The sequence below is a fragment of the Nitrosomonas supralitoralis genome (assembly GCF_003011925.2).
In the GTDB taxonomy this organism is placed as follows: domain Bacteria; phylum Pseudomonadota; class Gammaproteobacteria; order Burkholderiales; family Nitrosomonadaceae; genus Nitrosomonas; species Nitrosomonas supralitoralis.
In genome coordinates, this window is sequence record NZ_PXXU01000040.1 from 1 (window position 1) to 23821 (window position 23821).

General features: G+C 41.5%; 25 protein-coding genes. 7 read left to right on the top strand and 18 right to left on the bottom strand.

The genetic code is table 11. The features are described from left to right. Positions 1–110: 110 nt before the first annotated feature. Positions 111–743 (top strand): phosphoadenosine phosphosulfate reductase domain-containing protein, encoded by a 633-nt coding sequence (locus C7H79_RS12190; protein ID WP_106707531.1) that lies wholly within the window; start codon positions 111–113, stop codon positions 741–743. 128 nt (positions 744–871) lie between these two features. Here the strand turns inward: C7H79_RS12190 and C7H79_RS12195 are convergent, their stop codons facing one another. After that, positions 872–1921, bottom strand: a complete 1050-nt coding sequence (locus C7H79_RS12195; RefSeq protein ID WP_106707532.1) for a hypothetical protein — start codon at positions 1919–1921, stop codon at positions 872–874. Between the two features lie 247 nt (positions 1922–2168). Next, positions 2169–2546, bottom strand: coding sequence for a hypothetical protein (locus C7H79_RS12200; RefSeq protein ID WP_106707533.1), 378 nt, complete (start codon positions 2544–2546; stop codon positions 2169–2171). A 958-nt stretch (positions 2547–3504) separates the two neighbouring features. Here C7H79_RS12200 and C7H79_RS12215 point away from each other — a divergent pair. After that, positions 3505–3993 (top strand): VOC family protein, encoded by a 489-nt coding sequence (locus C7H79_RS12215; protein WP_197714634.1) that lies wholly within the window; start codon positions 3505–3507, stop codon positions 3991–3993. Between the two features lie 137 nt (positions 3994–4130). On the opposite strand, the gene speA is transcribed toward C7H79_RS12215, so the two are convergent. Further along, positions 4131–6068, bottom strand: a complete 1938-nt coding sequence (gene speA / locus C7H79_RS12220; protein WP_106707536.1) for a biosynthetic arginine decarboxylase — start codon at positions 6066–6068, stop codon at positions 4131–4133. An 11-nt stretch (positions 6069–6079) separates the two neighbouring features. Beyond that, a complete protein-coding gene (gene speB / locus C7H79_RS12225; protein ID WP_106707537.1) occupies positions 6080–7024 on the bottom strand; it encodes an agmatinase in 945 nt (314 codons plus the stop codon). A 173-nt stretch (positions 7025–7197) separates the two neighbouring features. Between speB and C7H79_RS19680 the strand changes: the two genes are divergently transcribed. After that, positions 7198–7488 (top strand): hypothetical protein, encoded by a 291-nt coding sequence (locus C7H79_RS19680; protein WP_445164650.1) that lies wholly within the window; start codon positions 7198–7200, stop codon positions 7486–7488. A 26-nt stretch (positions 7489–7514) separates the two neighbouring features. Here the strand turns inward: C7H79_RS19680 and C7H79_RS19495 are convergent, their stop codons facing one another. The 8 genes from C7H79_RS19495 to C7H79_RS12270 form a co-directional block, all read right to left on the bottom strand. Then, positions 7515–7664, bottom strand: coding sequence for a hypothetical protein (locus C7H79_RS19495; RefSeq protein ID WP_374058012.1), 150 nt, complete (start codon positions 7662–7664; stop codon positions 7515–7517). Positions 7665–7766: 102 nt separating this feature from the next. Beyond that, positions 7767–8075 (bottom strand): (2Fe-2S) ferredoxin domain-containing protein, encoded by a 309-nt coding sequence (locus C7H79_RS12235; RefSeq protein WP_106707538.1) that lies wholly within the window; start codon positions 8073–8075, stop codon positions 7767–7769. A 35-nt stretch (positions 8076–8110) separates the two neighbouring features. Then, positions 8111–9223 carry an ABC transporter substrate-binding protein gene (locus C7H79_RS12240; RefSeq protein WP_106707539.1) on the bottom strand — a complete coding sequence of 371 codons (1113 nt, stop codon included), beginning with the start codon at positions 9221–9223 and terminating at the stop codon, positions 8111–8113. Further along, complete coding sequence (locus C7H79_RS12245; RefSeq protein WP_106707540.1) at positions 9220–10011, bottom strand: ABC transporter permease; 792 nt, start codon at positions 10009–10011, stop codon at positions 9220–9222. Before C7H79_RS12245 ends, C7H79_RS12240 begins: the two co-directional genes overlap by 4 nt. A 32-nt stretch (positions 10012–10043) precedes the next feature. After that, positions 10044–10940 (bottom strand): ABC transporter permease, encoded by an 897-nt coding sequence (locus C7H79_RS12250; RefSeq protein ID WP_106707541.1) that lies wholly within the window; start codon positions 10938–10940, stop codon positions 10044–10046. A gap of 24 nt (positions 10941–10964) precedes the next feature. Then, on the bottom strand, positions 10965–12050 hold the full coding sequence (locus C7H79_RS12255; RefSeq protein WP_106707542.1) for an ABC transporter ATP-binding protein: 1086 nt from the start codon (positions 12048–12050) through the stop codon (positions 10965–10967). A gap of 270 nt (positions 12051–12320) precedes the next feature. Beyond that, positions 12321–13838, bottom strand: a complete 1518-nt coding sequence (gene ubiB, locus C7H79_RS12265; protein WP_106707544.1) for a ubiquinone biosynthesis regulatory protein kinase UbiB — start codon at positions 13836–13838, stop codon at positions 12321–12323. 134 nt (positions 13839–13972) lie between these two features. Further along, the gene (locus C7H79_RS12270) at positions 13973–14572 is read right to left on the bottom strand and encodes a ubiquinone biosynthesis accessory factor UbiJ (protein ID WP_106707545.1); all 600 of its coding nucleotides are present in this window, start codon (positions 14570–14572) and stop codon (positions 13973–13975) included. A 490-nt stretch (positions 14573–15062) separates the two neighbouring features. Between C7H79_RS12270 and C7H79_RS12275 the strand changes: the two genes are divergently transcribed. The 3 genes from C7H79_RS12275 to C7H79_RS18940 all read left to right on the top strand — a co-directional run bounded on the left by C7H79_RS12275 (position 15063) and on the right by C7H79_RS18940 (position 16913). Further along, entirely contained in the window at positions 15063–15461 is a 399-nt protein-coding gene (locus C7H79_RS12275) for a lysophosphatidic acid receptor (protein ID WP_106707546.1), read from the top strand. A 9-nt stretch (positions 15462–15470) separates the two neighbouring features. Continuing rightward, positions 15471–15932 carry a methyltransferase family protein gene (locus C7H79_RS12280; RefSeq protein ID WP_106707547.1) on the top strand — a complete coding sequence of 154 codons (462 nt, stop codon included), beginning with the start codon at positions 15471–15473 and terminating at the stop codon, positions 15930–15932. 270 nt (positions 15933–16202) lie between these two features. Beyond that, on the top strand, positions 16203–16913 hold the full coding sequence (locus C7H79_RS18940; RefSeq protein WP_242447272.1) for a PEP-CTERM sorting domain-containing protein: 711 nt from the start codon (positions 16203–16205) through the stop codon (positions 16911–16913). A gap of 100 nt (positions 16914–17013) precedes the next feature. Here the strand turns inward: C7H79_RS18940 and corA are convergent, their stop codons facing one another. Further along, positions 17014–18129 carry a magnesium/cobalt transporter CorA gene (corA, locus tag C7H79_RS12290; RefSeq protein WP_106707548.1) on the bottom strand — a complete coding sequence of 372 codons (1116 nt, stop codon included), beginning with the start codon at positions 18127–18129 and terminating at the stop codon, positions 17014–17016. A gap of 194 nt (positions 18130–18323) precedes the next feature. Then, positions 18324–18494: a hypothetical protein gene (locus C7H79_RS18015; RefSeq protein ID WP_172592432.1), complete on the bottom strand. Its 171-nt coding sequence runs from the start codon at positions 18492–18494 to the stop codon at positions 18324–18326. A 197-nt stretch (positions 18495–18691) separates the two neighbouring features. Here C7H79_RS18015 and C7H79_RS12295 point away from each other — a divergent pair, with 197 nt between their 5' ends. After that, positions 18692–19273 carry a DUF2780 domain-containing protein gene (locus C7H79_RS12295; RefSeq protein ID WP_106707549.1) on the top strand — a complete coding sequence of 194 codons (582 nt, stop codon included), beginning with the start codon at positions 18692–18694 and terminating at the stop codon, positions 19271–19273. Between the two features lie 129 nt (positions 19274–19402). Here C7H79_RS12295 and C7H79_RS12300 read toward each other — a convergent pair whose 3' ends face one another. The 4 genes from C7H79_RS12300 to C7H79_RS12315 form a co-directional block, all read right to left on the bottom strand. Continuing rightward, entirely contained in the window at positions 19403–20836 is a 1434-nt protein-coding gene (locus C7H79_RS12300) for a sigma-54-dependent transcriptional regulator (RefSeq protein ID WP_106707550.1), read from the bottom strand. Next, complete coding sequence (locus C7H79_RS12305; protein WP_106707551.1) at positions 20827–22479, bottom strand: two-component system sensor histidine kinase NtrB; 1653 nt, start codon at positions 22477–22479, stop codon at positions 20827–20829. The genes C7H79_RS12300 and C7H79_RS12305 overlap by 10 nt, the downstream gene beginning before the upstream one ends. 10 nt (positions 22480–22489) lie before the next feature. Next, positions 22490–22717: a PP0621 family protein gene (locus tag C7H79_RS19275; protein WP_106707552.1), complete on the bottom strand. Its 228-nt coding sequence runs from the start codon at positions 22715–22717 to the stop codon at positions 22490–22492. Positions 22718–22933: 216 nt separating this feature from the next. Next, positions 22934–23800: a YicC/YloC family endoribonuclease gene (locus C7H79_RS12315; protein ID WP_106707553.1), complete on the bottom strand. Its 867-nt coding sequence runs from the start codon at positions 23798–23800 to the stop codon at positions 22934–22936. Positions 23801–23821: the final 21 nt, after the last annotated feature.

The following is a 23821-nucleotide window of genomic DNA, read 5'->3' on the forward strand; positions in this document are numbered from 1 at the left end:
TTAATTTATTAATAACCGATTATTGGCAGGTTTGACAATGTATTTTATTTTTAGTACTTTGCGATCTAGAACTGAATTCTTTTAATCTAACTAAACTGAATCTGCCTCAAATGAAGAATAATCAAATTGCAGAATACAATGCGATGTTACGAAATAAATCCGCGCTGGAAATAGTGAGTTGGGGTATTGCACGGGCAAATGGTCAGGCAATGGTATCAACCAATTTTCGTCCTTTTGAAGCAGTTCTTCTTCATCATTGCGTTAGTGTGCAACCGGATATTCCAGTGCTCTGGGTAGATCACGGCTACAATCGCCCAGCTACTTATCGATATGCCGAGAAGCTTCGCGATATGCTTCATCTCAACCTCAGAATCTATATACCCAGGCTTACTGCTGCTCATCGGGATGCAATTTATGGCCCCATCCCTGGGATCGACGATGAAGCTGAATTGAAAAAATTCAGTACGATGATGAAATTAGAACCTTTTGAACGCGGTATGAAGGAGCTTGCACCTACAACCTGGTTCACTGCATTACGTAAAGTGCAAAATCCGCAACGTGCCCAACTGGATATCCTTTCCGAGGATGAAACTTATAACGCAATCAAGATCAGCCCCGTTTTCTATTGGACGGATACCGACATGGAAGATTATTTGAAGCAACACAATCTTCCTAATGAATGGGATTACTTCGATCCGGCAAAAGCAGACGAGAAACGCGAGTGCGGAATACATGTCAAATGAGGATATTCTCATTTAGTTCCTGGTCTTAGATAAATCTTCGTCATTCTTAGCAATGTCAATAAGACTTTAGGCTGGCGGAATGTATCTGCCAGCCTAAAGTACATGTAAAAATGTAGTATTGAGGGGGCTTATTTTTCTGAACTAGAGGATTGAATTCTTGATCGTAAGCCGTTAAGGTTGACTATCATTTGTTTTTTCATTTGCTTTCGACCCATGCTATGTTTTAACTTTTTACCTACTCCAGTAACTCGATCAGTAGAAACTTGATGAGTATAAAAAACTATAGAGCCATGACGGTACGGCAAACAACTCAGGATAAATTGGCTTGAATTGTAAGTATGTCCCACATAAAACTGCCGTGAGAGAATTATCGAGCCTGTATCCGAAGAGAATAAAAGACGATGACTAATAATCGCGGTAGGGCGATTATCGATATTCCGATTAAACCAGGAGTAATACTCTTCGGTGTCAGTCGGTAATGGAGTAGGATAATTTAACCAGAGTTTTTGCAAATCCGAAGAAAAGCTATTCAGCAATTTACTGCTTGAAGCCGCTATACGTAATTCCTCCGCAGGGTTGGCCGCCTTTTCTTTGCGAGCGTAAGATTCAACTCCTGTCAAGCCTTGTATTTGGTACCCCTGTAAGCGCTTCAATAATATTTTTTGATAATGCTTGCTCACAGCGGCAATCAAGTCGGTATCTCTCTTTTTCGCTAATTTATTTTTTAGGGCTGTAAAGCTTTTGATTTCTTCAGCAGATAAATTAAACTCATCATCCGCAGTAACCTCAAGCAATTTTCGTGCTTCACCCATCTGATCTGATGTAAACATAAATTTCTCAAATGGATTTGAATTAGACTTGAAGAGGATTTCATGAAAACTCACGACATCAGGATCAACCATCGCTAAATCACCTTTCTTAAAGAAAGAAACCAATTTCGTAGGAGGAGCATCCAAATACATAGCTAAACCAAGTGCTAATTCTTTCTGAGTTTCCTCAGTAATTTTAAAGGAAACAATTTCTCCTCTATGGAGTTTTTTTAAATGGTTGTGATTAAGTCCAAATGCAGTTTCGATCTCATCAATCTTTGCAGCAGAAACTGCATTGAGTATACAAAGCCATACACACAGAATTGCGAATAGTAACTTGGAACAATTAATATATTTTATTGATTTCATACTTTCCTCATTAAATCGTTTTGCAAATTTAACTAAGATTATTAATGATTAGAAAGTTATACCCACGTGGCCACTCTAGAATGCATAATTTTCAGCACTGCAAAGCGCAGCATAAGTATGAGTATTACACGTTAAATTATGCAATTCTTAAGAAATTACGAATTCGGTTGTAATATCGATGAACTAAAATACCACAGAGACAATCAGTCGAATTTTACAAACCATGACCGCGATGGGATACAAAGAATCATTGTTTTTTGTGTAGCGGTCGTGCGGGATCTCTTTCTGGCGATATTCTTTCAGGCGGGATTACTTGCGGTGGAATAACCGCGGGAGGAACCTGTTCGGGAGAAATTATTTCTGGAGGTTGCTCTTGAGGCGGGATAGGATCTGGATGTATTGGTGTTGGAGATTGAGTGCGGATAGTTGCTAGCTCGGGGTGATATGTTGTGTTATTTTTTGCATTGAATCTTCCTAGTTGCTTATTCGGGTCTTTGACTGTCGAAGTTTTTAAAGTAAACCCACATAGTAGTTTTGGTATCCGGTTGTCATGAAAATTTAAACTAGCTTGAAAAGAAAATAATACTACCATACTGATAAATAAACCAATAAAGACCATTTCCATGACATTCTCCTGTTAAATATAGCATGTAGCTCTTATTTGAATTTTCTAAATGGATTGTTTCTAAAGGTGTTTTAATTTCGTATTATTTTTGACACTAGTATCTTCAGAAATATTTTTTCTGCGAGACGAGTCTTCTGGAAGCGTTTCTTTAAAGAGAATTTCCTGGGGATGTTCTTCAGTTTCAGATTGTGTTTCTCGATCATTCGGTTTTTGTATACTAAATCTCTGGATATTATATTTATACCTATTTTTTAGTAAGAGCGGATTGCAGTTCTTCATAATATGTACCATTATAATAAGTTACATTAAAAGACTTTTACAAAATGCATTATCACTTAAATAAACTTATGATCGATTTGGTGTTAACTTCATTAAATGTTCTCATTTAACAGTCAATAGTAACCAACACGAAATGAGGATCTGGCGAAAAATAGTTATTTTTGTGAGAGTTTTGTTCCTGTCGAAATATTTTCACTTGTCAGCCAGACCAACAGCCGAACTCTTCATGTTAAATTTTTTATTAATCAATACAAGCTTGAAGACTAACCATACTTAATTGTATAGTCTGTGCGGTCGGTCACGGAATAGAAACATCTCACTCATTTTGAGATGGATTGTTTGTTAAAGAATGTGAATGAAATGACAAGAAGGAAAACATGCCTTATTGTATAATTTACGACGGTCCGACAAGTCTGCTAATTCTCGTCTGGGTTCAGACTGATGTATTTAATCTATTTTTCTTCTTGGAATTAAAAATTTATTCCAAAAACGAATCAGAATGTGCCAATGAAGTCAGAGCTGATTGCAGCTGAGAAGAGACTCATATTTGTGTTTATAAGCAAGCCTCAATATATAGATCTTTGCAAGTTAAATACAAGCTTGATGATTCTCTTAACGGGAGTGATCCATATTTACTTATTCCGTTGTTATATTGAGAACAATCTAATGGAGATAAGCGATGACGAAAATGACTACATCTAATAAGGCCTGTGCAGTAGGAATAAATCATGTGGCACTCGAAGTTGAAGATATTGACGAGGCATTGGAGTTTTATAGTAGTTTCCTGGATTTTGAAGTGCATGATAAGACTGATACGGAAGCCTTCATTTATTTCGGAGATCAATTTATTAATTTCACAAAGCACAGTGATAGAAAATCTGATGAAAAACGACATCTTGGAATCGCTGTTGATGACAAAGAATTAGTGCGTCGAACACTGAAAGAGATGGGTGTCAAAATTTTAGATGGTCCCTTTCTTGATTTCCTTGATCCATGGGGAAATCGAGTGGAAATAACTACCTATGCCAATATCCAGTACACAAAGGCAGACCATGTTTTACAGGGCATGGGACTCGGTCATCTCAGAAAAACCAAGCAAGCGCTGGATGAGTTGCGTGAAAAAGGCATGGCGCCAGGTAATGCGGATAATAATAAAAAAATTGAATGAAACGACTCAAAAAAACCAGTCACAATCAATAGATTTCTATTGGAAAAACCACTGTGTGCTGTCAAGCCAATTCCTACAGATGGCCGCCTGAATTAAGGGCAAGATCTGGTTCTTTACTATGACGGTTCATTGAAATATCATACGTCACAATAAGTGTTATTTCCTAGACGCTGAGTATAATTATTAAGTATCCGCGTCCCATCCGCAGGCTTGATACGCCCTGCATTTATCTGTCGGCGGATAAACTCCGACATGCGGCGCTCCAGGTCGTTGGGAAAATACTGCACCTGGCTCAGCATTTCTTTAACACTAATTCCCTTCAGTAGTGCCTCTATCCAAAAACCATTCGCTTCTTCCGCTCGCGCATAAAGGTGTACCTCATCCACACGTCCGAACAGATTATGGGCGTCTCCCAATATCTCCTGATAAGCTCCGACGAGGAAGATACCCAGATAATAGGATTCATCTTGACGAAAATCGTGCAGGGGCAAGCAATCTCTGGTGCCGGCTGATGACACATATTGATTCACCTTGCCATCCGAATCACAAGTCAGATCCACTAGTTGACCGCGACGTTCAGGTTTATCCTGTAGCCGATGGAGAGGCATCACGGGGAATATCTGTCCGATGGCCCAGTGGTCGATAATCGAATGAAATACGGAAAAATCCCCCAGATACATGTCCGTAAGTTGCTTCTCCAACTCAATCTGCTCAGCTGTGACTGGAATCGACCCAATCGCCGTTAGCTTGCGCAGCACTTCACGGCAAATACTCCAGTACAAACTATCAGATTGCGCCATGTGTTCAACAGACAGATAGCCCAATCGTGCCATCTGTTCGGTCTCCTGCCGGATTTCTTGTGCATCGTGATAACATTCCAGCAATACACTCATTTTCTTCGCAGACTGCGCATCGCTATATACCGACCTCATTCGCAACACCACGGAAGGCAGTTCAGCTGGAAAATCGGCCATGTACGGACTGTCCGGCCTGTGTACACCCAAAACAGGGACCACCAGCACGGAGTGATGCGCAGTGAGTGCGCGACCACTTTCTGACAAAAGATGCGGCATGGGTACTTGCCGCTCATCACAAATTTCCTTAACCGTATAAACTACTACATTGGCATATTCGCGCAATCCGTAATTAATGGATGATTCCGGGCTGTCGTAATCACCGCCGTAATTCACTCCGAGTCCGCCACCGACATCCAGATACTTGATCTGCATCCCCCGCAACATTAAATCAGCATAAACCTGCATGATTTCTCTGACTGCACTTCGTAGTACCTGAATATCAGCAATTTGACTTCCCAGATGAAAATGCAGCAGTTCCAGTTGCCCGGCCATCTCCCGATTTTCCAGTGTCCGTATCAGTTGTACCAGCTCTGGAATAGTCAATCCAAACTTGGAACTTGCACCACCGGACTCAAACCAACGTCCCGATCCTTTGGTGTTCAGCTTTAACCGTACACCCAGCCGCGGTTTCATCTGGCGTGCTTCCGCCAAATTCATCAACTGCTCAAACTCCGAGTATTTTTCAATGATGGGCATCACTTGCTGTCCGATTTGCTGTGCATTCAGCATCAGGGTCAGCATCGTGCGGTCTTTTACGCCATTGCAAAGCAGCAATGTTTCATCGGCAATCAGTGGCAGCATGGCTAATAACTCGGCTTTGGAACCACATTCCAGTCCAATGCTGAATTCTTGACCAGCTTCCAGGATTTCCACCACCACTTCCTGCAACTGATTAACTTTAATAGGATAAATACTGCGATATGTTCCCTCGTAGCCGCTGTCCTGAATCGCCTTCTGAAATGTCTGATTCAGGCGTCGCACACGTGAACTTATCACGTCCTGAAAACGGATCAGCATGGGTAGAGACGCACCCTCAGAGCGAGCTGCGCGAATCACGTCCATGATATCTATGTGCAGTTGTTGACCTTCTATAGGACAAACGGAAACATGACCCAACTCATTCACAGAATAAAACCCATCTGCCCATTTATTCATGGCATAGAGCGCCTGTGAATCCGCACAGGACCAGTCGTGCTTTGCTACTGTTTCATTGATCATCGATTATTCTTTTAATTTTTCTGTCTGTGACGCTCAGCGTACAGACATAACAATTCAACAGCGATCTGCGCAGCCGCTAGTGCAGTGATCTCTGCGTGATCATAAGCGGGTGCTACCTCGACAACATCCATACCTACCAGATTGATACCTTTGAGTTCACGGATAATGTTTAGTGCTTGAAAGGATGACAGTCCGCCTGGTACAGGCGTGCCAGTACCAGGTGCAAACGCCGGGTCCAGACAGTCGATATCAAAGGTGATGTACACTGGTGAGTCACCTACGCGCTCAAGTATCTGCTTGGCTAAGTCGCGACCGGTCATTTGGTGCACATCAGTTGCGGAAACGATATGAAAACCCAGCGTGTCATCATTGGTGGTGCGAATACCAATTTGCGTGGATGATGCAGGATTTACAATTCCTTCATGTGTCGCCTGATGAAACATGGTACCGTGATTTATGCCATTTCCGGAGGACGGCCAGGTATCAGTATGGGCATCAAAATGAATCAGACTGATAGGACCGTACGCAGCGGCATGTGCCCGCAGGCTGGGGTAAGCGACAAAATGATCTCCTCCGAGTATCAGAGCTGCTGCTCCTGAGCTTATTATTTTGGCGATATGTGCCTCGATATGAGACACGCTCAACAAATCATCGTTAGTGGGTTCGCAATCACCACAATCAATCACACGCAACACATGCATCGGATCCATATTCCAAGGCCATGGACGCTCCCATGCCAACGATAATGACGCATTACGAATGGCGCGAGGCCCCAGTCGCGCGCCGGGTCGGTTGGTCGTGGCGATATCCAATGGTACTCCGATTACAACCACATCAACCTCAGTCAGATCTGTTTGGTAAGGCACACGAAAAAAACTGGCTGCACCCCCGAAACTCAGGGTATGCGACATGCCATGTCCCGGTTTGCCACGAAACCCATTATCCCAAGTGTTCATAAATTTCCTTGTCGTAGCGTAAAAAAACGGTTCTGTTGCAAAGCTTTCGCATGAACGAGCAAATACACTCCTTTACTCCACCTTATCTGGCTAGCGGATAGAACTGTGCGAACTGTGCTGCGTGAGTGAGCCCATCTTTCTTTGATGGGAGCTGACTTTTGCGAATCATGTGCATGAGCTCGATTCCAGCGAGCGTGATGACCGCCGACCAGAATGATTTGATCCAGTATCGGTCTGGTGATTCGTTTTATCGCACGGTGATCTTACTCTACGATAGCTTTGTCTGTCGCAGTTCAATGCTGGCCACATTGTCATTGTTGTACGTTTCTACTGCCGCGCGCGGTGTTGGCCCTGCTTTATCGACGGCTCGATACAAATATATCCATTGCTCCTTGACGCTGATGTACGTTTCGTCCATGCGTCAGTTCGCACCCACCGAGTGCTTGCATTACCGGAAGGCTTGATCCAGCTACTGCGCGTACTTGAGCACCTAGCGATTCAGACTGGAATGGTCAACCGTAACGCCGCGTTTCTGCATCATTTCTTCCAAGTGACGGTGGCTGATGGGATAAGCTACATACCAACGGATGTCCCAAAGGATGATATCCCGCTTAAACTGGCTACCCTTAAAATCTATCATTGTCGCTTCCCCGTCTGACTGTTTCCTAGAAGGATACCCAATCTCGGCGGAATTTCAAGCTTTGCGACAGAACCTTAAAATATAGCTGATCAAGTATTGAGGTTAAATTTTAAGGCGCTCAACAATATTTCCTTTGATTAAGTGTTCGTCGATGATTTCATCAATGTCTTCTTGATCTATATAGGTATACCAAGTTTCCTCGGGATATATCACTATAACCGGACCTTCATTACAGCGATCAAGGCAGCCTGCATTATTGATACGGATTTTTTTCTTACCATTGCGTTTTAAAGACTTGATACGTTGTTTGGCATAGTCACGTAGTTCCTGGGCGCAAAAATTATTGCAGCATCTGGCGCCATCCTCTCGTTGATTGATGCAGAAAAAAACATGGTATTGATAATAACTCATAGATGTTCTAAAAAAGAAGTTGAAATAGAGTAAGTTTAACGCAATTTTATTTCTGTCCATATGCGGCTGAGTATCCGGCGTTGTGTGGAATTAAGATCTGTAATCATTTCAAGCCGTGAAAACGTATCCTCATCAGGAAATATAACTTTATTTTGTACTAGCTCAGACCGGATGAATGGTTTGGCTGTCACGTTGGGATTGCCAGAGCCTATCAAGTTGGTCAGTTCTGCTGAATTCTTGCCATCGAGCATAAAATTGATAAACTGATGTGCAAGATCCGGGTATTTTCCACTCTTATGCAGCACCATGCTGTCCAACGACATAACCGCGCCTTGCTTGGGAATAGCATAGTCGATTGCGAACGGACGTTTGGTTTTTTGGGCATCCATGGCAGCCTGAAATAAATCATTTGAATAACCGTGTGACACCCATAAATCACCAATGGCCATTTCACGGATGTAGCTCGTGTTGCTGAATGCGGCCCAGAAGGGCTTGGCTCGTATAATCAGTTCTTTCGCTTGATTCCAATGTGCTTCATCCTGATCGTTGGCCGCGTAGCCTAAGTATAACAATGCTGCTGCTAGTAATTCACGAGGGCTATCCAATACGGTAACGCGGCCTTTTATTTTTTGCAGATATTGGGGCTCAAAGATAATCGCCCAAGTGTCAGTCGGTAAGCCTAGGTCTCGAATTTTATTAGCATTAAATCCTAGCAATGTAATCGTATAAGCATAAGGGACAGAAAACTGATTCCCTGGATCGAATTGCGTATTCAGATAAGCAGGATGGATATTCTTCAGATTGGGTAATAATTCTTTATCCAGAGGAATGAGGACTCCTTGGCGAATCAAGGTATCCATGGCATTGCCTGTCGGCACGATTAAATCATAGCCAGTTGCGCCGGCGGATAGTTTGGCCAGCATTTCCTCGTTATCAGAGAAATAATCCTGCTTCATGTAACAATCACAAGATGCTTCAAAGCGTTGAATGGTTTCTGGTGCTATGTAATTATTCCAATTAAATATTTGTAGTATTCGCGTTGAGGTTTGTGTGGAAACAATGGAATCTTCTTGATGTGTACAGCCAATCACTGAAATTAATATGAGTAGCACTAAATTCAAGCGCATCAATATTAGCGATGAATTCATCTTGGCTGTTTTGAATCACCTTTTAACATACTGGTATCAAATCGTGTTGCGATAATGATCAACGTTAATGTCAGTAACATCAACAAAGTTGAAATAGCATTCACTTCCGGCGTGACAGCAACTTTGATCATCGTATAGATTTGGATAGGAAGGATCGGTTCTCCAACGCCTTTGGTAAAGAATGTAATGACAAAATCATCGATTGATAGAGTAAATGACATTAAAGCTCCCGCTATGATAGCTGATCTTATCAGAGGCAAGGTTATGTGCCGAAAAGTCTGCCACGGCGTTGCGCCCAAGTCTCGTGCAGCTTCAAAAATGGATTCATCCATCCCCTGCAGGCGTGCGCGCACAATTATGGTGACAAATCCTATGCAGAAAGTTGTGTGAGCAATAATAATTGATAGCATGCCTAGTGTCAGATTGAGCACTTGCAGAAAGAACAGCAGCAGTGAAACGCCTAACAGGATTTCCGGCATGGCAACTGGTGTAAATGCCAGAAACGGCAAAAACTTTAACTGGTAACGATGAATCGCCAAGCCAGCCATTGTTCCCAGTATGGTGGCAAGGATGCTGGCACTGACAGCGATGATCAATGAGTTACGTGCGGCCAGCAGCATCTCATGATTGTTGAATAATACCTTGTACCAATGAAACGTAAAACCAGCCCACTCTGCATTGAGTTTCGAGTCGTTAAATGAAAATACGACCACAATGATCAATGGGATATACAGAAAGGCATACACCAGAAGTGATATTATCCACAAGAAGAAATGGCGAAGTGGCATATTGACTAATTCACACAAAAAATTGACATGGACTAAATAGTTCTGGTGCCGGGTCTGGCAAGCCAGGAGAGTAGTCCGACGATGACTAATACCATCAGTGTCAGCATGATGGAAAGTGTCGAGCCAAAAGGCCAATCCCGTGTGCTGAGGAATTGGTCTTTGATCAGATTGCCGATCATGATATCACTCGTTCCACCCAGAATGTCGGGAATGGCAAACATACCGAGAACCGGAATAAAAACCAACGCTGACCCGGAAAATATGCCGGGTAGCGACTGAGGCCAGGTGACATACCAGAAACGCTGCCAGCTACTCGCGCCCAAATCTTGCGCGGCATCTAGCAAAATAGGGTCATGTTGTTCCAGATTGGTATATAGCGGCAAGATCATAAAAGGCAGATGAACATAAATCATTCCGATTAGAACCGCGAAAGGAGAAAACAGCAAGGTTACAGGTGCGATACCGAAAAAAGACAAAATGCTATTGATCATGTGGCTTAGCGTAGATTCCGGGCCGAGTATAATCATCCAGGCATAGATACGGATCAAAAAATTACTGGCAAACGGAAGAACAACCAGCATGATCATCAGGTGACGAAATTTTTTATGACTGCGGGCGATCAATGATGCCAATGGATAAGCCATGACGATGCAAATGATTGTGGTAAGTGTCGCCACCGCGAATGACTTGATAAAAATTTCGAAGTAAATAAAATCGCTGAAGAAAAATTGATAAGTTTCAATCGTCAAACCGGGATTTTCATTCGCATCTTCCGATAGGATATGAATTGGAACCAAGCCGCCAAATTCGCCCGGAAGCCGGAATGAAGTTAAAACCATAATCAAGCTCGGTGCGGCGAAGAATATCAGCAAGAAGATAAGCGGCGGAGTGATGATGAACCATTTGACAAGTCGGCTTGAAGTTTGCATGTTTAGCCAAAAATCAGTGATCGATTAATCAGGTAAAAATTGCGCTGAATGCTCTTGCCAGCTTACAACAACAGGATCTCCTATCTCAAAAAGCTTAGCGTGGCCTGGAAATGAATTGGGCTGTAATGCTTCAATTCGTATACTGTTGGGAAGCTCTATGAGGTAGGTGGTGACATCACCAATATATAGGAAATCCTTTATTTTTCCGACCAGTTGGAACTTAGCCGCTACTTCCGATCCCAGTGGATCGATACGAACTTGCTCCGGACGTATGGCCAAGATCCCTTGATCGCCAATTTTGACATGTTCTCTCACCGGTGCCATGACTTCTCCCAGTCCTGTTACTTTTAATTTTAAATGGTAGCCGGAAGCTTCAATAACTTGAGCATCAAGCATATTGATTTTTCCAATAAAATCAGCCACGAAACGATTAATTGGAAAATTGTATATTCTAGAGGGTTCGTCGATCTGCTCAATTTTGCCTTGATTCATTACCGCAATGCGATGCGACAATGCTAGAGCCTCATTTTGAGCGTGCGTGACGTAAATAAATGTGACGTTAGCTTTGGCCTGTAAACTGATCAGCTCTCTTTGCATGTTTTCACGTAACTTCTCGTCCAGAGCGCCTAATGGCTCATCCAGCAATAATAATCTCGGTTGATTGATGAGTCCCCTAGCAAACGCTACACGCTGCTTCTGCCCACCGGATAATTCATGTGGGTATCGATGGGAGAATGAGCTAAGTTCAACTTCACTCAGTGTTTCAGCGACCCGGATTTTAATTTCTCTCGATGTTTTTCCCGACATTTTCAATGGGAATCCAATATTGTCAGCAACCGTCATATGAGAGAATAGCGCATAGCTTTGGAAAACTGTATGAAAAGGTCGTTTTTCCGGAGGAAGATCAATAATATCTTTATTATCCAGCAATATTTGTCCGTTATCCGGTGCATCAAAACCGGCGATCATACGTAACAGCGTCGTTTTGCCGCAACCGGATGGGCCCAGCAGCGTGAAAAACTCTCCTGTCTTGATGGTAATGTTGACATCATCGACAGCAGTAAAACTTCCAAATCGCTTGGTAACATTCCGAACTTCAAGAAGTGTCATTGCTTTTCTAGCGGAGAAAGCTCACGCTTTATCAAAGTTCACTGACGGACTGAATACAAAAGTTATAGGTTTTTTAAAAAACAAAGCCTTATATACCATAGGAGCCAGTTCGATTTGAGCCATACGTTCGAATTCCTTATAGTAATTTACTGCTTTCACACCTAATTGTCCTTTTCTCAGATTAAATCGATATTTTGATTGCATCTGTAGAACAAAAAGTTTAATAATTTGAACTACATATACGCATTTTCGTGATTGAGCCACGGAAAATCACAAATGAAATACTTGCCAAGCCAACAATCCAGCCAGCAAAATTGCAATAAGCATCAGTAGTCGATTGTGACGCTTCTCTTCGGCAACCAGATCGCTCAATTTTTTTTCTAAAGAATGATTGCGGTTTTCTGCGAAAGCCTGATGGATAAGTCGAGGAAATTCCGGAAAGATAATCGCCCAATTCGGGGCTTCTTTTTGTATTCGACTGGCAAGTCCGCGTAGGCCAATTTGCTCGGCCATCCAATGCTCTAGGAACGGTTTGGCGGTTTTCCAGAGATCCAGATTTGGATCCAAATCACGGCCAAGTCCTTCAATATTAAGTAATGTTTTTTGCAGTAATACTAATTGTGGTTGGATTTCCACATTAAATTGTCTTGAAGCCTGAAACAACTGAAACAGAACGCGTCCGAAAGAAATATCTTTTAATGGTTTGTCAAATATAGGTTCGCAGACAGCCCGTATGGCGGCCTCAAAATCATCAACACGAGTCTCTTTGGGTGCCCAACCGGCCTCGATATGTGCTTGCGCAACGCGTCCGTAATCACGACGAAAAAAGGCTAGAAAATTTTGTGCCAAATAATTTTTGTCTTGATCGCTAAGTGTTCCCATAATGCCGAAATCAACCGCAATATATCGACCATCCTGCCCGACAAAAATATTTCCTGGATGCATATCGGCATGAAAATAGCCATCGCGAAATACCTGAGTGAAAAATATTTCTACTCCAACGCGCGCCAGTTGCGGGATATCGATGCCTTGTGTCGTCAATTCATCAACATGACTGATAGGTATACCTTTAACACGTTCCATCACCATTACACTGTTGCGACAATAGTCCCAATAAACTTCGGGTACCAGCAACATTGAAGAATTCAGAAAATTTCTGCGCAATTGGCTGCAATTGGCCGCTTCTCGCATCAGGTCGAGTTCATCATCCAAATGGCGAGCGAACTCTGACACGACTTGTTGTAATTTTAGACGTTTGCCGTCCGACCAGAGTGCTTCCGCCAACCATGCGCCTGTATCCATCAACTCAATATCATGTGTGATAATAGATTCCAGATTAGGGCGCAAAATTTTTACCGCTACTTCGGTTCCATCGTGCAATACCGCAAGATGAACTTGCGCAACCGATGCGCTAGCTGTTGGTATTTCATCAAATTTTAAGAATACTTTATTAATCTTTCGACCATATTCTCTTTCTAATGTTGATAATACGAGCTCGAAAGAAAAGGGAGGTACCTGATCCTGCAGTTTAGCCAGTTCATCAGCGATGTCGTGAGGCAAAAGATCACGCCGGGTAGATAGCATCTGACCGAATTTGACAAAAATAGGGCCCAGTGCTTCTAAAGCCAATCGTAACCTTACTCCACGCGGTTTATCCAGCTTTCGCCAGAACGTTAAGGTTCTTACAACGATGCGTAATACCCGCAGGCGACTATGACTTAAGACAAATTCATCCAATCCGAACTGGAAAGCGACGTATTGTATTTTTAGGAGTCGAAATAGGCGCATGAGTGATCGATAATAATCGGTGAGAAAAAAATGGGTTGGATAGAACGCATCAGGTTCTTGTTATTCATGGTTTGACATTTATTATCATTTGTGTGTCGATACTTGATGCAAAGAATTAGACATCACCGCATTGCCTACTCATTTGCTAAGGTAAGACGTTGCTCCAATCTGTTTAACCGTCGTTCCAGTTGTTCGATTTTCAGTTGTACGCTTTTTATTTCCTCTGCAAATCTATGGCTTGCATCGGCTTTAATTAAAAAAACATTTTCTTCAGTCAAATATTCGATAAAAGTCTGAGAAAAGCGATCAATATTATCTATTTGCCACAGCATTATATGTTCACCGGTTTGAGCAACACGGTGCGCTGGAATGTCTCCAATTGCATTACTGAGATCGTGCTCAAAAATATCCTTGAGATTGATTTGCTTGCCGATCTTGAGTAATTCATCTGTTAAGGCTTGATTGCCAATAGTTTCTATTTGCGCAAATGCACTTAAATCATGTGCAAGCAATTTTGGCAGTAAGGCTGGGGATAAGCTCAATGTTGCATCTGCTCTCTCAGGACTATCGATTTTCTGTAATTCACCCGCCGGATCAATGAGCAGCTTGATATTTATCAAAGGTAGAATTTGAATGCAAACAGTTTTCCCGGTAAAAGACTGCAATCGCTTAGATGCCCAACTTTCACTGCGTAAAACATAATTGATAGGAGTGGTTACAATTGTTGTCAGCATTCTCTATGTAATGTTTGAAGTTTGTAGTAACAAGAAAAGAGGAAAGAGCTATATTTTTGTTGCTCAGTTTTTTCTTTCTGCGCTTGAGCTGATTCCGGAAATTGTTCAGCTTTCCTTACAAGCTCACCGCTTACAATTGGTTTGCGAGTATAGCATTTTAATTTGAATTCATTATATGTCTCTCGACATGTCTTGATGCTTGCCCGGGCTATTCATATGATCATGAGTGTTTTCGTTCGCGATAACAGCGTGGGTCTTCTTTGGGTTGACTTTGTTCTGTTGAGTCGACTGGCTTGTTAGCGGTGTAACGGTGTAACGGTGTAGTAATTCTATGTGCAAAGCGTTCGGTTTGTAATATCTGATTCGTAATTTGCAGTTAAAATCATAGTAAAATCATGATTAAGAATATTTATGTGTTGCTGAGGAGCGGATACTAGATGTCGAAATATTTATCACGTAACAAAATATTCAAAAAAAACTGAGTGTTAATATGAAAGAAAAATCAAAATTGCGCAATTATTGGAAACACTTGCTCATTATTTTTTGTGCACTTGTTAGCGGCTTTTTATTGTCATTCCTTGGATTTGGATTACTTTGGAGTGGAATCTCCTGGTATATTCAATTAATCATGGTATTGCCATTTGTGCTGTTATCTTACGCAGTTTATCGGTGGAGCAAAGGAGCAATGGGATTCTGCGCTTTTATAGCACTTGGGGCTGCACCGCTTGGCGTATTAATTACACGATTTAGCGATACGAACGATTCACATTTAATGCCGGTTCTTGTTGTTCTCAGTTGGATTCTAGGGATGCTGGTAGGTTGTTATTTAGGTTATTTGTCTCAGAATACGCAAATGAAATCAGCTAAACGCGTCAGTGTATCCAGGTGATGTTATTTCATGCAATTTCTCAATCTTAAAATTCCTCCCGCATTAGTAATGTTGTTGTTTATGGTAGCAATGTGGTTTGTGGCAGAGACTTATGCATGGGCAGCGGTGCAAATACCGAGCAGAGTGTCAATTGCGCTGGCGTTAGTATTGACAAGCACTATGCTGATTATCGTTGCCGCTAAAGCATTTTTTGCTGCTAAAACGACGGTTAATCCAATTTTACCGCAATCTTCTACGGCGATTGTTACCACGGGTATTTATAAATTTAGCCGGAATCCGATGTATCTCGGCTTTTTATTGATTCTAATAGGATGGGCTGTTTTTCTGGGAAATGTTCTTGGCGCATTGTTTTTGCCATTTTTTGTCTTATATATGAACCGATTCCAGATTATTCCTGAAGAGTGTGTCTTATTGAAAAAATTTGGCAGCGAGTATGCCGTCTATTTAGCGACAGTGAGGCGCTGGATATGACGTCTTTATCTATTTGATTCGTTCGAATCAACTTTGCTCAAAGCAATGAAATAAAGATTTTCCTTTCCCGGATGGACGGCAAATCCATGACATTCTTAGGATATTCATCCTGAAAAAATAAGCAATGTTTACTAGTAATAACTTATAAAATAAGGAGTAATTGACTATAGGTTTAAGTTGCTCCTAGGATTACAATCAAGTCGTTGAAAGCATTAGTTGGTTGGAAAAACCTGAGTTAAACAAAGTATTATTTAATTAAAAGGAATTGAAATGAATATTCAAAAATTAGCAGTAGCTACAGCTGGAGTGCTAGGCTTTGTTGCCGCACCAGCATTTGCTAACATAGGGGACACTATAACTTATAAGTTTGATTTGCCTGCGACGGCTTCATTCAGTTCAGGCTATCCGGTTGTTGCTGAACTTAAATTGACAGAGACAGCAAGTGGGGTTGTTACATTTGAATTGATTCCAAACTGGGTATCTCCAGGATTTTCTCATAATAACTCAACAGTTAATCACCTCGAGTTTGTTTACCAGGGGCCGGCCTCGCCAACATTTGCGCAACCTTTAGTTCATGGTGCTGACATTAAAGCATTTACATATCATAACAAGTCTAATATGGACAGTGGTTATAAATCAGACCACCAGCATATTTCGATTGATTGGTTCGCTCATAACAAAGCTAATCGATTCGATGATACGCCTTACACTAATAGTATTTGGACAATATCAGGGGCAGGCGTAGACATTACAGATTTTACTGGTACTGTAGCTCATCATACAGCAGGAAAGCCGGATCCAATTTTTGGTATAATTTCGGTAGATCCATATTCGCTTAAAAATCCACATCCAACACCTTCCAATTGGGTTTCTTCTCAAGTTTCTCCTGTTTCTCCTGTGCCTGAGCCAGAAACCTACGCCATGTTACTGATTGGTTTAGGATTGATCGGGTTTTTTGCAAGAAGTAAAAAAACAGTGTGATCATAAAATTATAAAAAAATAATTTTCTTTTTTTCTCTATAAAAGAGTTAAGTTTGGTAGAGATTCAATTCAATTTTGGAATTGAATCTCTTTTTATATTTTATATCCATTTCTTCTTCTTAAAAAAAATAAGTAATCCAACACTAATTAAAATAAAGATTACCCAAATTGCAGGATAGGCCCAGCGCCATTTCAATTCCGGCATGTATTCAAAATTCATACCGTAAATGCCCGCGATAAAAGTCAATGGTATGAAAAGAGACGCAAAAATAGTCAGAATTTTCATTGTTTCATTCAATTTATTACTGATGCTGGAAAGATAAATATCGTGCATCGCCGAAATTCTTTCGCGATAGGACTCAAGTGAATCGGTAACTCGTAATACATGGTCGTGGACGTCACCGAAATAGCGCAATGTTTTTTCTTGTAACAAAGGCGTATCAATACGTTGAATGGTCGCTAGCAATTCACGTAATGGTGAGATATTACGTTTCATTGAAATTAGGCTGCGGCGTATATGTTGTACGGTTTGTAGCATATCACGACTGGAATTGAATAAAATATTATCTTCCAGTGGATCAATGACGTCATCCAGGCTGTCTTCTACTACAAAATATTCATCAACGATGGTATCAAGAATAACGTATGCTAGATAATCGCTGCCATATTGTCGCAATCGGCCGTTACGATTTTTCAGATGGCTGTAGATGGGATCAAATGTGTCATCAGACTTTTCTTTGAAAGTAATGACATACTTGGTTAATAGCAAAATACTGATTTGCTCGTACTGCAAGCAGAAATTTGTCTTCTGATCAAGACTGATGCCTTTGATGACCATATAAAGAAAATCATCATATTCCTCCAGCTTGGGGCGTTGGTGCGTACTTAAAATGTCTTCCAGTACCAGAGGATGAATATCCAATTCATGACCAATACCTTCAATAATACCAATATTACTCAGACCGTCTACATTTACCCAAGTAATCAGTTCGGTATTTTGCAATTGTTGCAGTTCTGAAATCGAAGTAATATCATGACGGATAAGTGTCTCGGCATTGTATTGTATCACTGAGATTTTGCATTCTGATTGATGCTTTGTTCCGATGTGTATCAATGTTCCGGCAGGAAGGCCGGATTTATCGGCAGCGCTGCTTTGTGCGGCATTATCGCTTGGTTGAGTTCGGGACCGGTATTCTGAACAAAAATGTGTTTGCATTAAGCATACCTGAAGAATGAGAGTAGGGGCTTATTCTAAGCATTCTGAGTGCAGCTTGGTAAAGTGATTGGTAAGTAGTGAATCGAATAGGAAAGTAAAAGAAAAATCTGATCTTGAGGAACGATCAGAAAAAAATGGGAACTATTGAATTGGGAATGAGTGTTCATAAGATATGCTACTTGCATAAACCGAATTTACTCAATTAGATTTCCGATTTCAAAGGCCATTTTGTCATTCTGAAGTGAGCACCAGTCTTGCCATACTTGGCGAGCTTCTTCTACATTACTGAATGTCCAAAGTACGACACCATCTTCAGTCATAAGCGTTGCCATTTTATTTGGCCATTCTTTGATTAAGCAGTACATAGGTTTTCTCCTTTGTGATTTATAACATGAAAGAGCATAATCAAGTAATATGAAAATTTGATGACTGTATTATGAAGAATTTATGACAATGCATAGGGCATGTAATTTTCATCATTGAACCTTTATTAATGGCATGCTATCACTGTAAAATATTCGCTGGATGCTCAATTGTTCCCCATTTCTTGAAAGGAATTATCATGAAAATAAACTATTATTCTTATTTTTCTGCTATCGCTTTGTGCTTATTTGTAAGTGGATGCGCGACTAATACGGGTGGTACGAATCCGTTAGGGACGATTGATCAAAGCTTGTCAACTGTAGAAGGTGCAGCGCAAAGTGGTCGACAGATACTGAATGCCGGAGCGGCAGCAGCAAATGATCCTACTGGGATGGTGCAAATTGGCCTGGTAGATATTTTATCTCATCGACTAGGTGTGTCACCGCAACAAGCATTGGGCGGGGCTGGAGCCATATTTCAGATGGCCCAAAGTAACATGGATCCGCAAGCCTTCGCGTCCATATCCCGGTCCGTCCCCGGGATGGATAGTATGCTAAGTGCTGCGCCTGCGATGTCAAATTTATCTGGCAATTTATCGTCGTTGATGGGTGATAAAAGTAATACTCTGGGCAATGCCGCTGCGTTGGCGGCATCATTTCAGCAATTGAATCTTTCTCCAGATATGATCGGTCAGTTTGTTCCCGTTATCACAAATTATGTAAGTAAAGCTAGCGGACAAGCTGCTGCTAACCTGCTGCAATCCGCTTTGACCGGGCGTTGAGGTAAAGTATTTACAGGTAACTTAGTTAGAAGTCAGGGTAAGTCTATCGAAGTAACAAACTGCATCTTGTGCAACTGTTTTATCGAATTTACTGATGTACAAGATGAATGTTACTTAATTGATGGTCGGTTAGTCGTTCAATCCCAATCTTTCCATCCGGTAACGCAATGAACGAACCGTAATGCCTAATGTTTTGGCTGCCTTGGTACGATTGTAGCGGCTTTCATTCAACGCTTTGATAATCGAATCTTTCTCCAGCGTATCGAGAAAATCTTGTAACGGTAGATTATGGTCTGCTCTTATTTGAAGCTTATTGACGGAAGTCTGAGTGACTTCTGCCGTATCTTTTGTTGTTATTTCAAACGCTTGATTGGGCAATTGTAAATCTTCTATTCCAATTTCCACATCTGAGCATAGTGCTAATGTGCGCTCCAATATGTTTTCAAGTTCACGAACGTTACCTGGAAAATCATAGTTCTTGAGCATTGCCATGGTATCTTTTTTAATGCGGCAAGCAGGCCGTTTGGTTTCCTGGCAATGTTTTTCCAGAATCGCTTCTGCAATCAGAGGGATATCCTCACGCATTTCGCGTAGTGCAGGCATATTCAATTCAATTACATTCAAACGATAATACAAATCCTGTCGAAACTGGCCTATTGCGACACATTGATTGAGTTTTTTGTGTGTAGCACTGATAATTCGTACATCAATATTTTTTTCTTGCGTATCCCCGAGCCTTCTTACTTGTTTTTCCTGAATGACCCTGAGCAATTTAACCTGCATCGTCAATGGCAAATCAGCGACTTCATCAAGAAACAACGTGCCGCCATTGGCGGTCAGGAAAAATCCATCATGCTCTTTTTCAGCGCCAGTAAAAGCCCCTTTTTTATAGCCAAAAAACTCACTTTCCATTAAATTTTCCGGAATTGCGCCACAATTGACTGCAACGAACGGTTGCTTGTAGCGAGCACTTCTTTCATGAATCATCTTTGCGGCCAATTCCTTGCCACTACCAGATTCGCCGCTGATATACACTGCAGCTTGACTGCGAGAAAGTTTGTCGATGGTCGCACGTAACTGACGCATCGACTCAGATTCACCAAGTAACGTGCGTTGATTTGCTCCCGCCTGTTCTGCTGATTCAATTTTTACCGGAGGAAGGCTTAAAGCTGATTTAACCAAATCACGTAACTGCTTCAAAGAAACTGGTTTGGGTAAGTAATCAAATGCGCCTGCTTTTAGCGCAGCTACTGCATTTTCTGTCGTACCATGTGCGGTAATAACAGCAATTGGAACATCGGCATAGTGCTGCGAGATATATTTGACCAACTCCAATCCGTTACCATCTGATAACCGCATGTCGGTAAAGCATAATTGAAACGGGTGTGATTGCAGCAGCGCTTTGGCTTCATTGATACAGGTTGCACTAGAAACTTCCATTCCCATTCGAGCGAGTGTCAGTTCTAGCAATTCAATAATATCAGGCTCATCGTCCACAACCAATATTCTGGGTGAAAGAGTCTTTTTCTGCAGATTGGTAATCCGTTCGTTATCTATCGACATGGTTCAGTACAATTAAAGATTATTCTGAAATGTCCAGTTGAAGAATTTTCAATATAGTCAAGTGATGACTGATTAGTTTCACACAGCTCGCGTGCCACATATAAACCAAGTCCTGTACCACCCGCCGCAGTTGTGAAAAAAGGCTCAAAAATCTCTTTAACTTGCTGCGAATTAACACCCGGACCATCATCAATGATATTAAGACAAACATTATTTCCGTTGGTTGTTGCAGACAATTCTATATGAACGCTGCCAGCTTGCTTACGACAATGTCGCCATGCATTCCGGCACAAATTCCAAAGTATCTGGGTCAAATGGTCACGATCAAAGCCAACTGAATAATTATTGGATTTTTGAAATACGAACACGTCCTTATCGATCTTTTCCGCATCACAAAACAATTCAAGAAACTTTTCAATAAAATCCTGAGCTTCAAAGATTTCCGCTTTTGAAATATTACGTCGGTTAAGCTGTAGTACATCTTGCACGATCTTGTTTAAACGTCGGGTATTGTCGCAGATAATACGTGCTAAACGAGGATCAGTATGATTTTCTTGTTGTTCTTCTTCCATAAGTTCAGCTGCGTGATTGATCGCGGAGAGTGGGTTGCGTATTTCATGCGCAATATTGGCCGTTAAGCGCCCGACAGCTGCAAGTTTGAGTTGCTGTAACTGCGCTTGTATACGCCCCATATCCTCAAGAAAAATTACAACGCCATTACTGAAATCAGCTTGTATGGGTAGAAAGCGGGTTCGCACTAATGCATGACTATGCGTTAAACGTAATAGATCAAAACTCATTTTGCTATCCCCTTGCCAGCTTTTAAGTCTGTCAGCTATATCAGGTGCATAATCGGACAACCTGAGTAATTCGGTATTACTTGCAAATGATTTCAGATCAAGCAGCTTATCAGCGTAGCTATTATACTGGCGAATAATTCCATGTTTATCGACTACCAGCACGCCTTCTTGTAGAGCTTGAATTACTAACTGGTTGACTTGTGACATATTTGCCAAATCAATGCCACGTTCGTTTGCCAACTGCTCACTGGCTAAAGTATGTTTGGCCAATTGATGCGCCAACCAAGCTACCGCAAAATACGCCATGCTCAATAAACCGGCTTGTGAATACTGAGCAGAATAATGATTAATCGTAAATAAAGAATAGGTTTCCTGCAGCAATAAGCAAATCGTTGCAATAGATGCAAAAAATAGCGCTAAACGACCACGACTGATTAATCCTGCTGCTGCGAGCGATACCAGTAGTATGGCGCCCAAGCCACTTTGCAAACCGCCACTGGCATACAGCATAGTTGTGAAAAAAACAATATCACAAATCACTTGTATCGCTAATTGCCAATTAAAACCAGGAGTTTTTAATTTAATCAGCAATAAGGATATACAACTGCAAAATAGATGTGCAATTCCTGCGTATAAAAATAGGAGGTAATAGTGTGAACCAAGATTAGTGAGCTCAAATTTCCATGCACTAATTAGCAAACTACTACCCAGCAATATGCGATAAATGTTGAAATAATACAGTGAACGCCAGTACTGATCGGTGTAATTGGTGCTCGTCAGCTTGGTATCTGTAGGCCAGAATACTGAGTGTTTCGTTTGAGATGAGTAGGTAGGTGTCGGCACAGCAATTAATTTAAGATGAGGAGTCTACGAATTGGTCACAATGCTCCTGACAACAGAAATATTTATTTTGATAACTGATCGCTTCACTTTTAGGCAAGTAAATACCACAATGCGCACAATTGACTGTATCTTCAATCGAATCCTGATGAGATATATTTTGGTTTTTCTTAGAATGACGACCCTTAAGTATCCAATAAATCAATAACGCAATTAGGGTATAAAAAAATAATTTTCCCATCTTTTCTCATTTCTATATGAAATAAATTCAAGCTGATTATTAACATAGTTGGCTTGGAGTTGTAAAAGAATGAATTAGTTTTCCTCTGAACTAAATCTGTTATACCAGCGCAAGTTAAGCATAGCAATTTTTGACTCAGGCAATTAATGAAATAAAGGTGGTTTTACTGCCTATCAAAAAAATATGTAGAGATTATGAAGACTCAGAGCGGTTTCATTATTCAATATTCTGAACCTGCTCTCGCATCTGCTCAATAATCACCTTCAACTCCATTGAGATTCGCGTGATTTCCAGATCAACCGACTTGGATCCGACTGTATTAGCTTCGCGATGCAATTCCTGCATCATGAAATCGAGCCGTTTTCCAACGCAGCCTCCCTTGTTTAGAATACGTTCCACTTCATCCAGATGTGCTTGCAGACGTGAGAGTTCTTCGTCAACATCAATTTTTCCGGCAAACAATGTGATCTCCTGGTGAATACGCCCATTTTCATCGTTGCTTAAAATTTCTTCCAGGCGAATGCGCAGTTTTTCTTCAAATGCGGCAATGAGCGTTGGAATGCGCGGAGATGCGATTTGCAGAAGTTGGCGCATTTGCCGGATGCGGTCGAGCAGAATGGATTTGAGTTTGTCACCTTCACGTATTCGTGCAGCTTTTAAATCATCCAGTGCGTTTTGCAGCAGCTTCATACCGATTTCATCGAACTCTTCAACGGTTGAATGATTACTGCCCAGCATGCCTGGCCATTGCAGAATTTCTGACACAGTTAGCGATGTCGTTGCAGGGTGACGGGTTTTAATTGTTTGCTCTAACAGCAGTAATTTCTCCAATAACGCGTGATCTAGTTGCGGTAAATTTTCTGCATTGGTTGATGGAGAGAAATTCAGGCGGCATTCGACCTTGCCGCGGCTAAGTTGCGTAGAGAGTAGTTCCCGCATAGCGGATTCTTGCTTGCGGAATTCATCCGGTAGACGGAACTGAATATCCAAAAAACGGTTATTGACTGAACGTATTTCGATACTGAAAGACCCTTGAGGTATTTCTTGGGTAGCTGCGGCATAACCGGTCATGCTGAATATCATGATAACTGCGCTCTCGGAAAA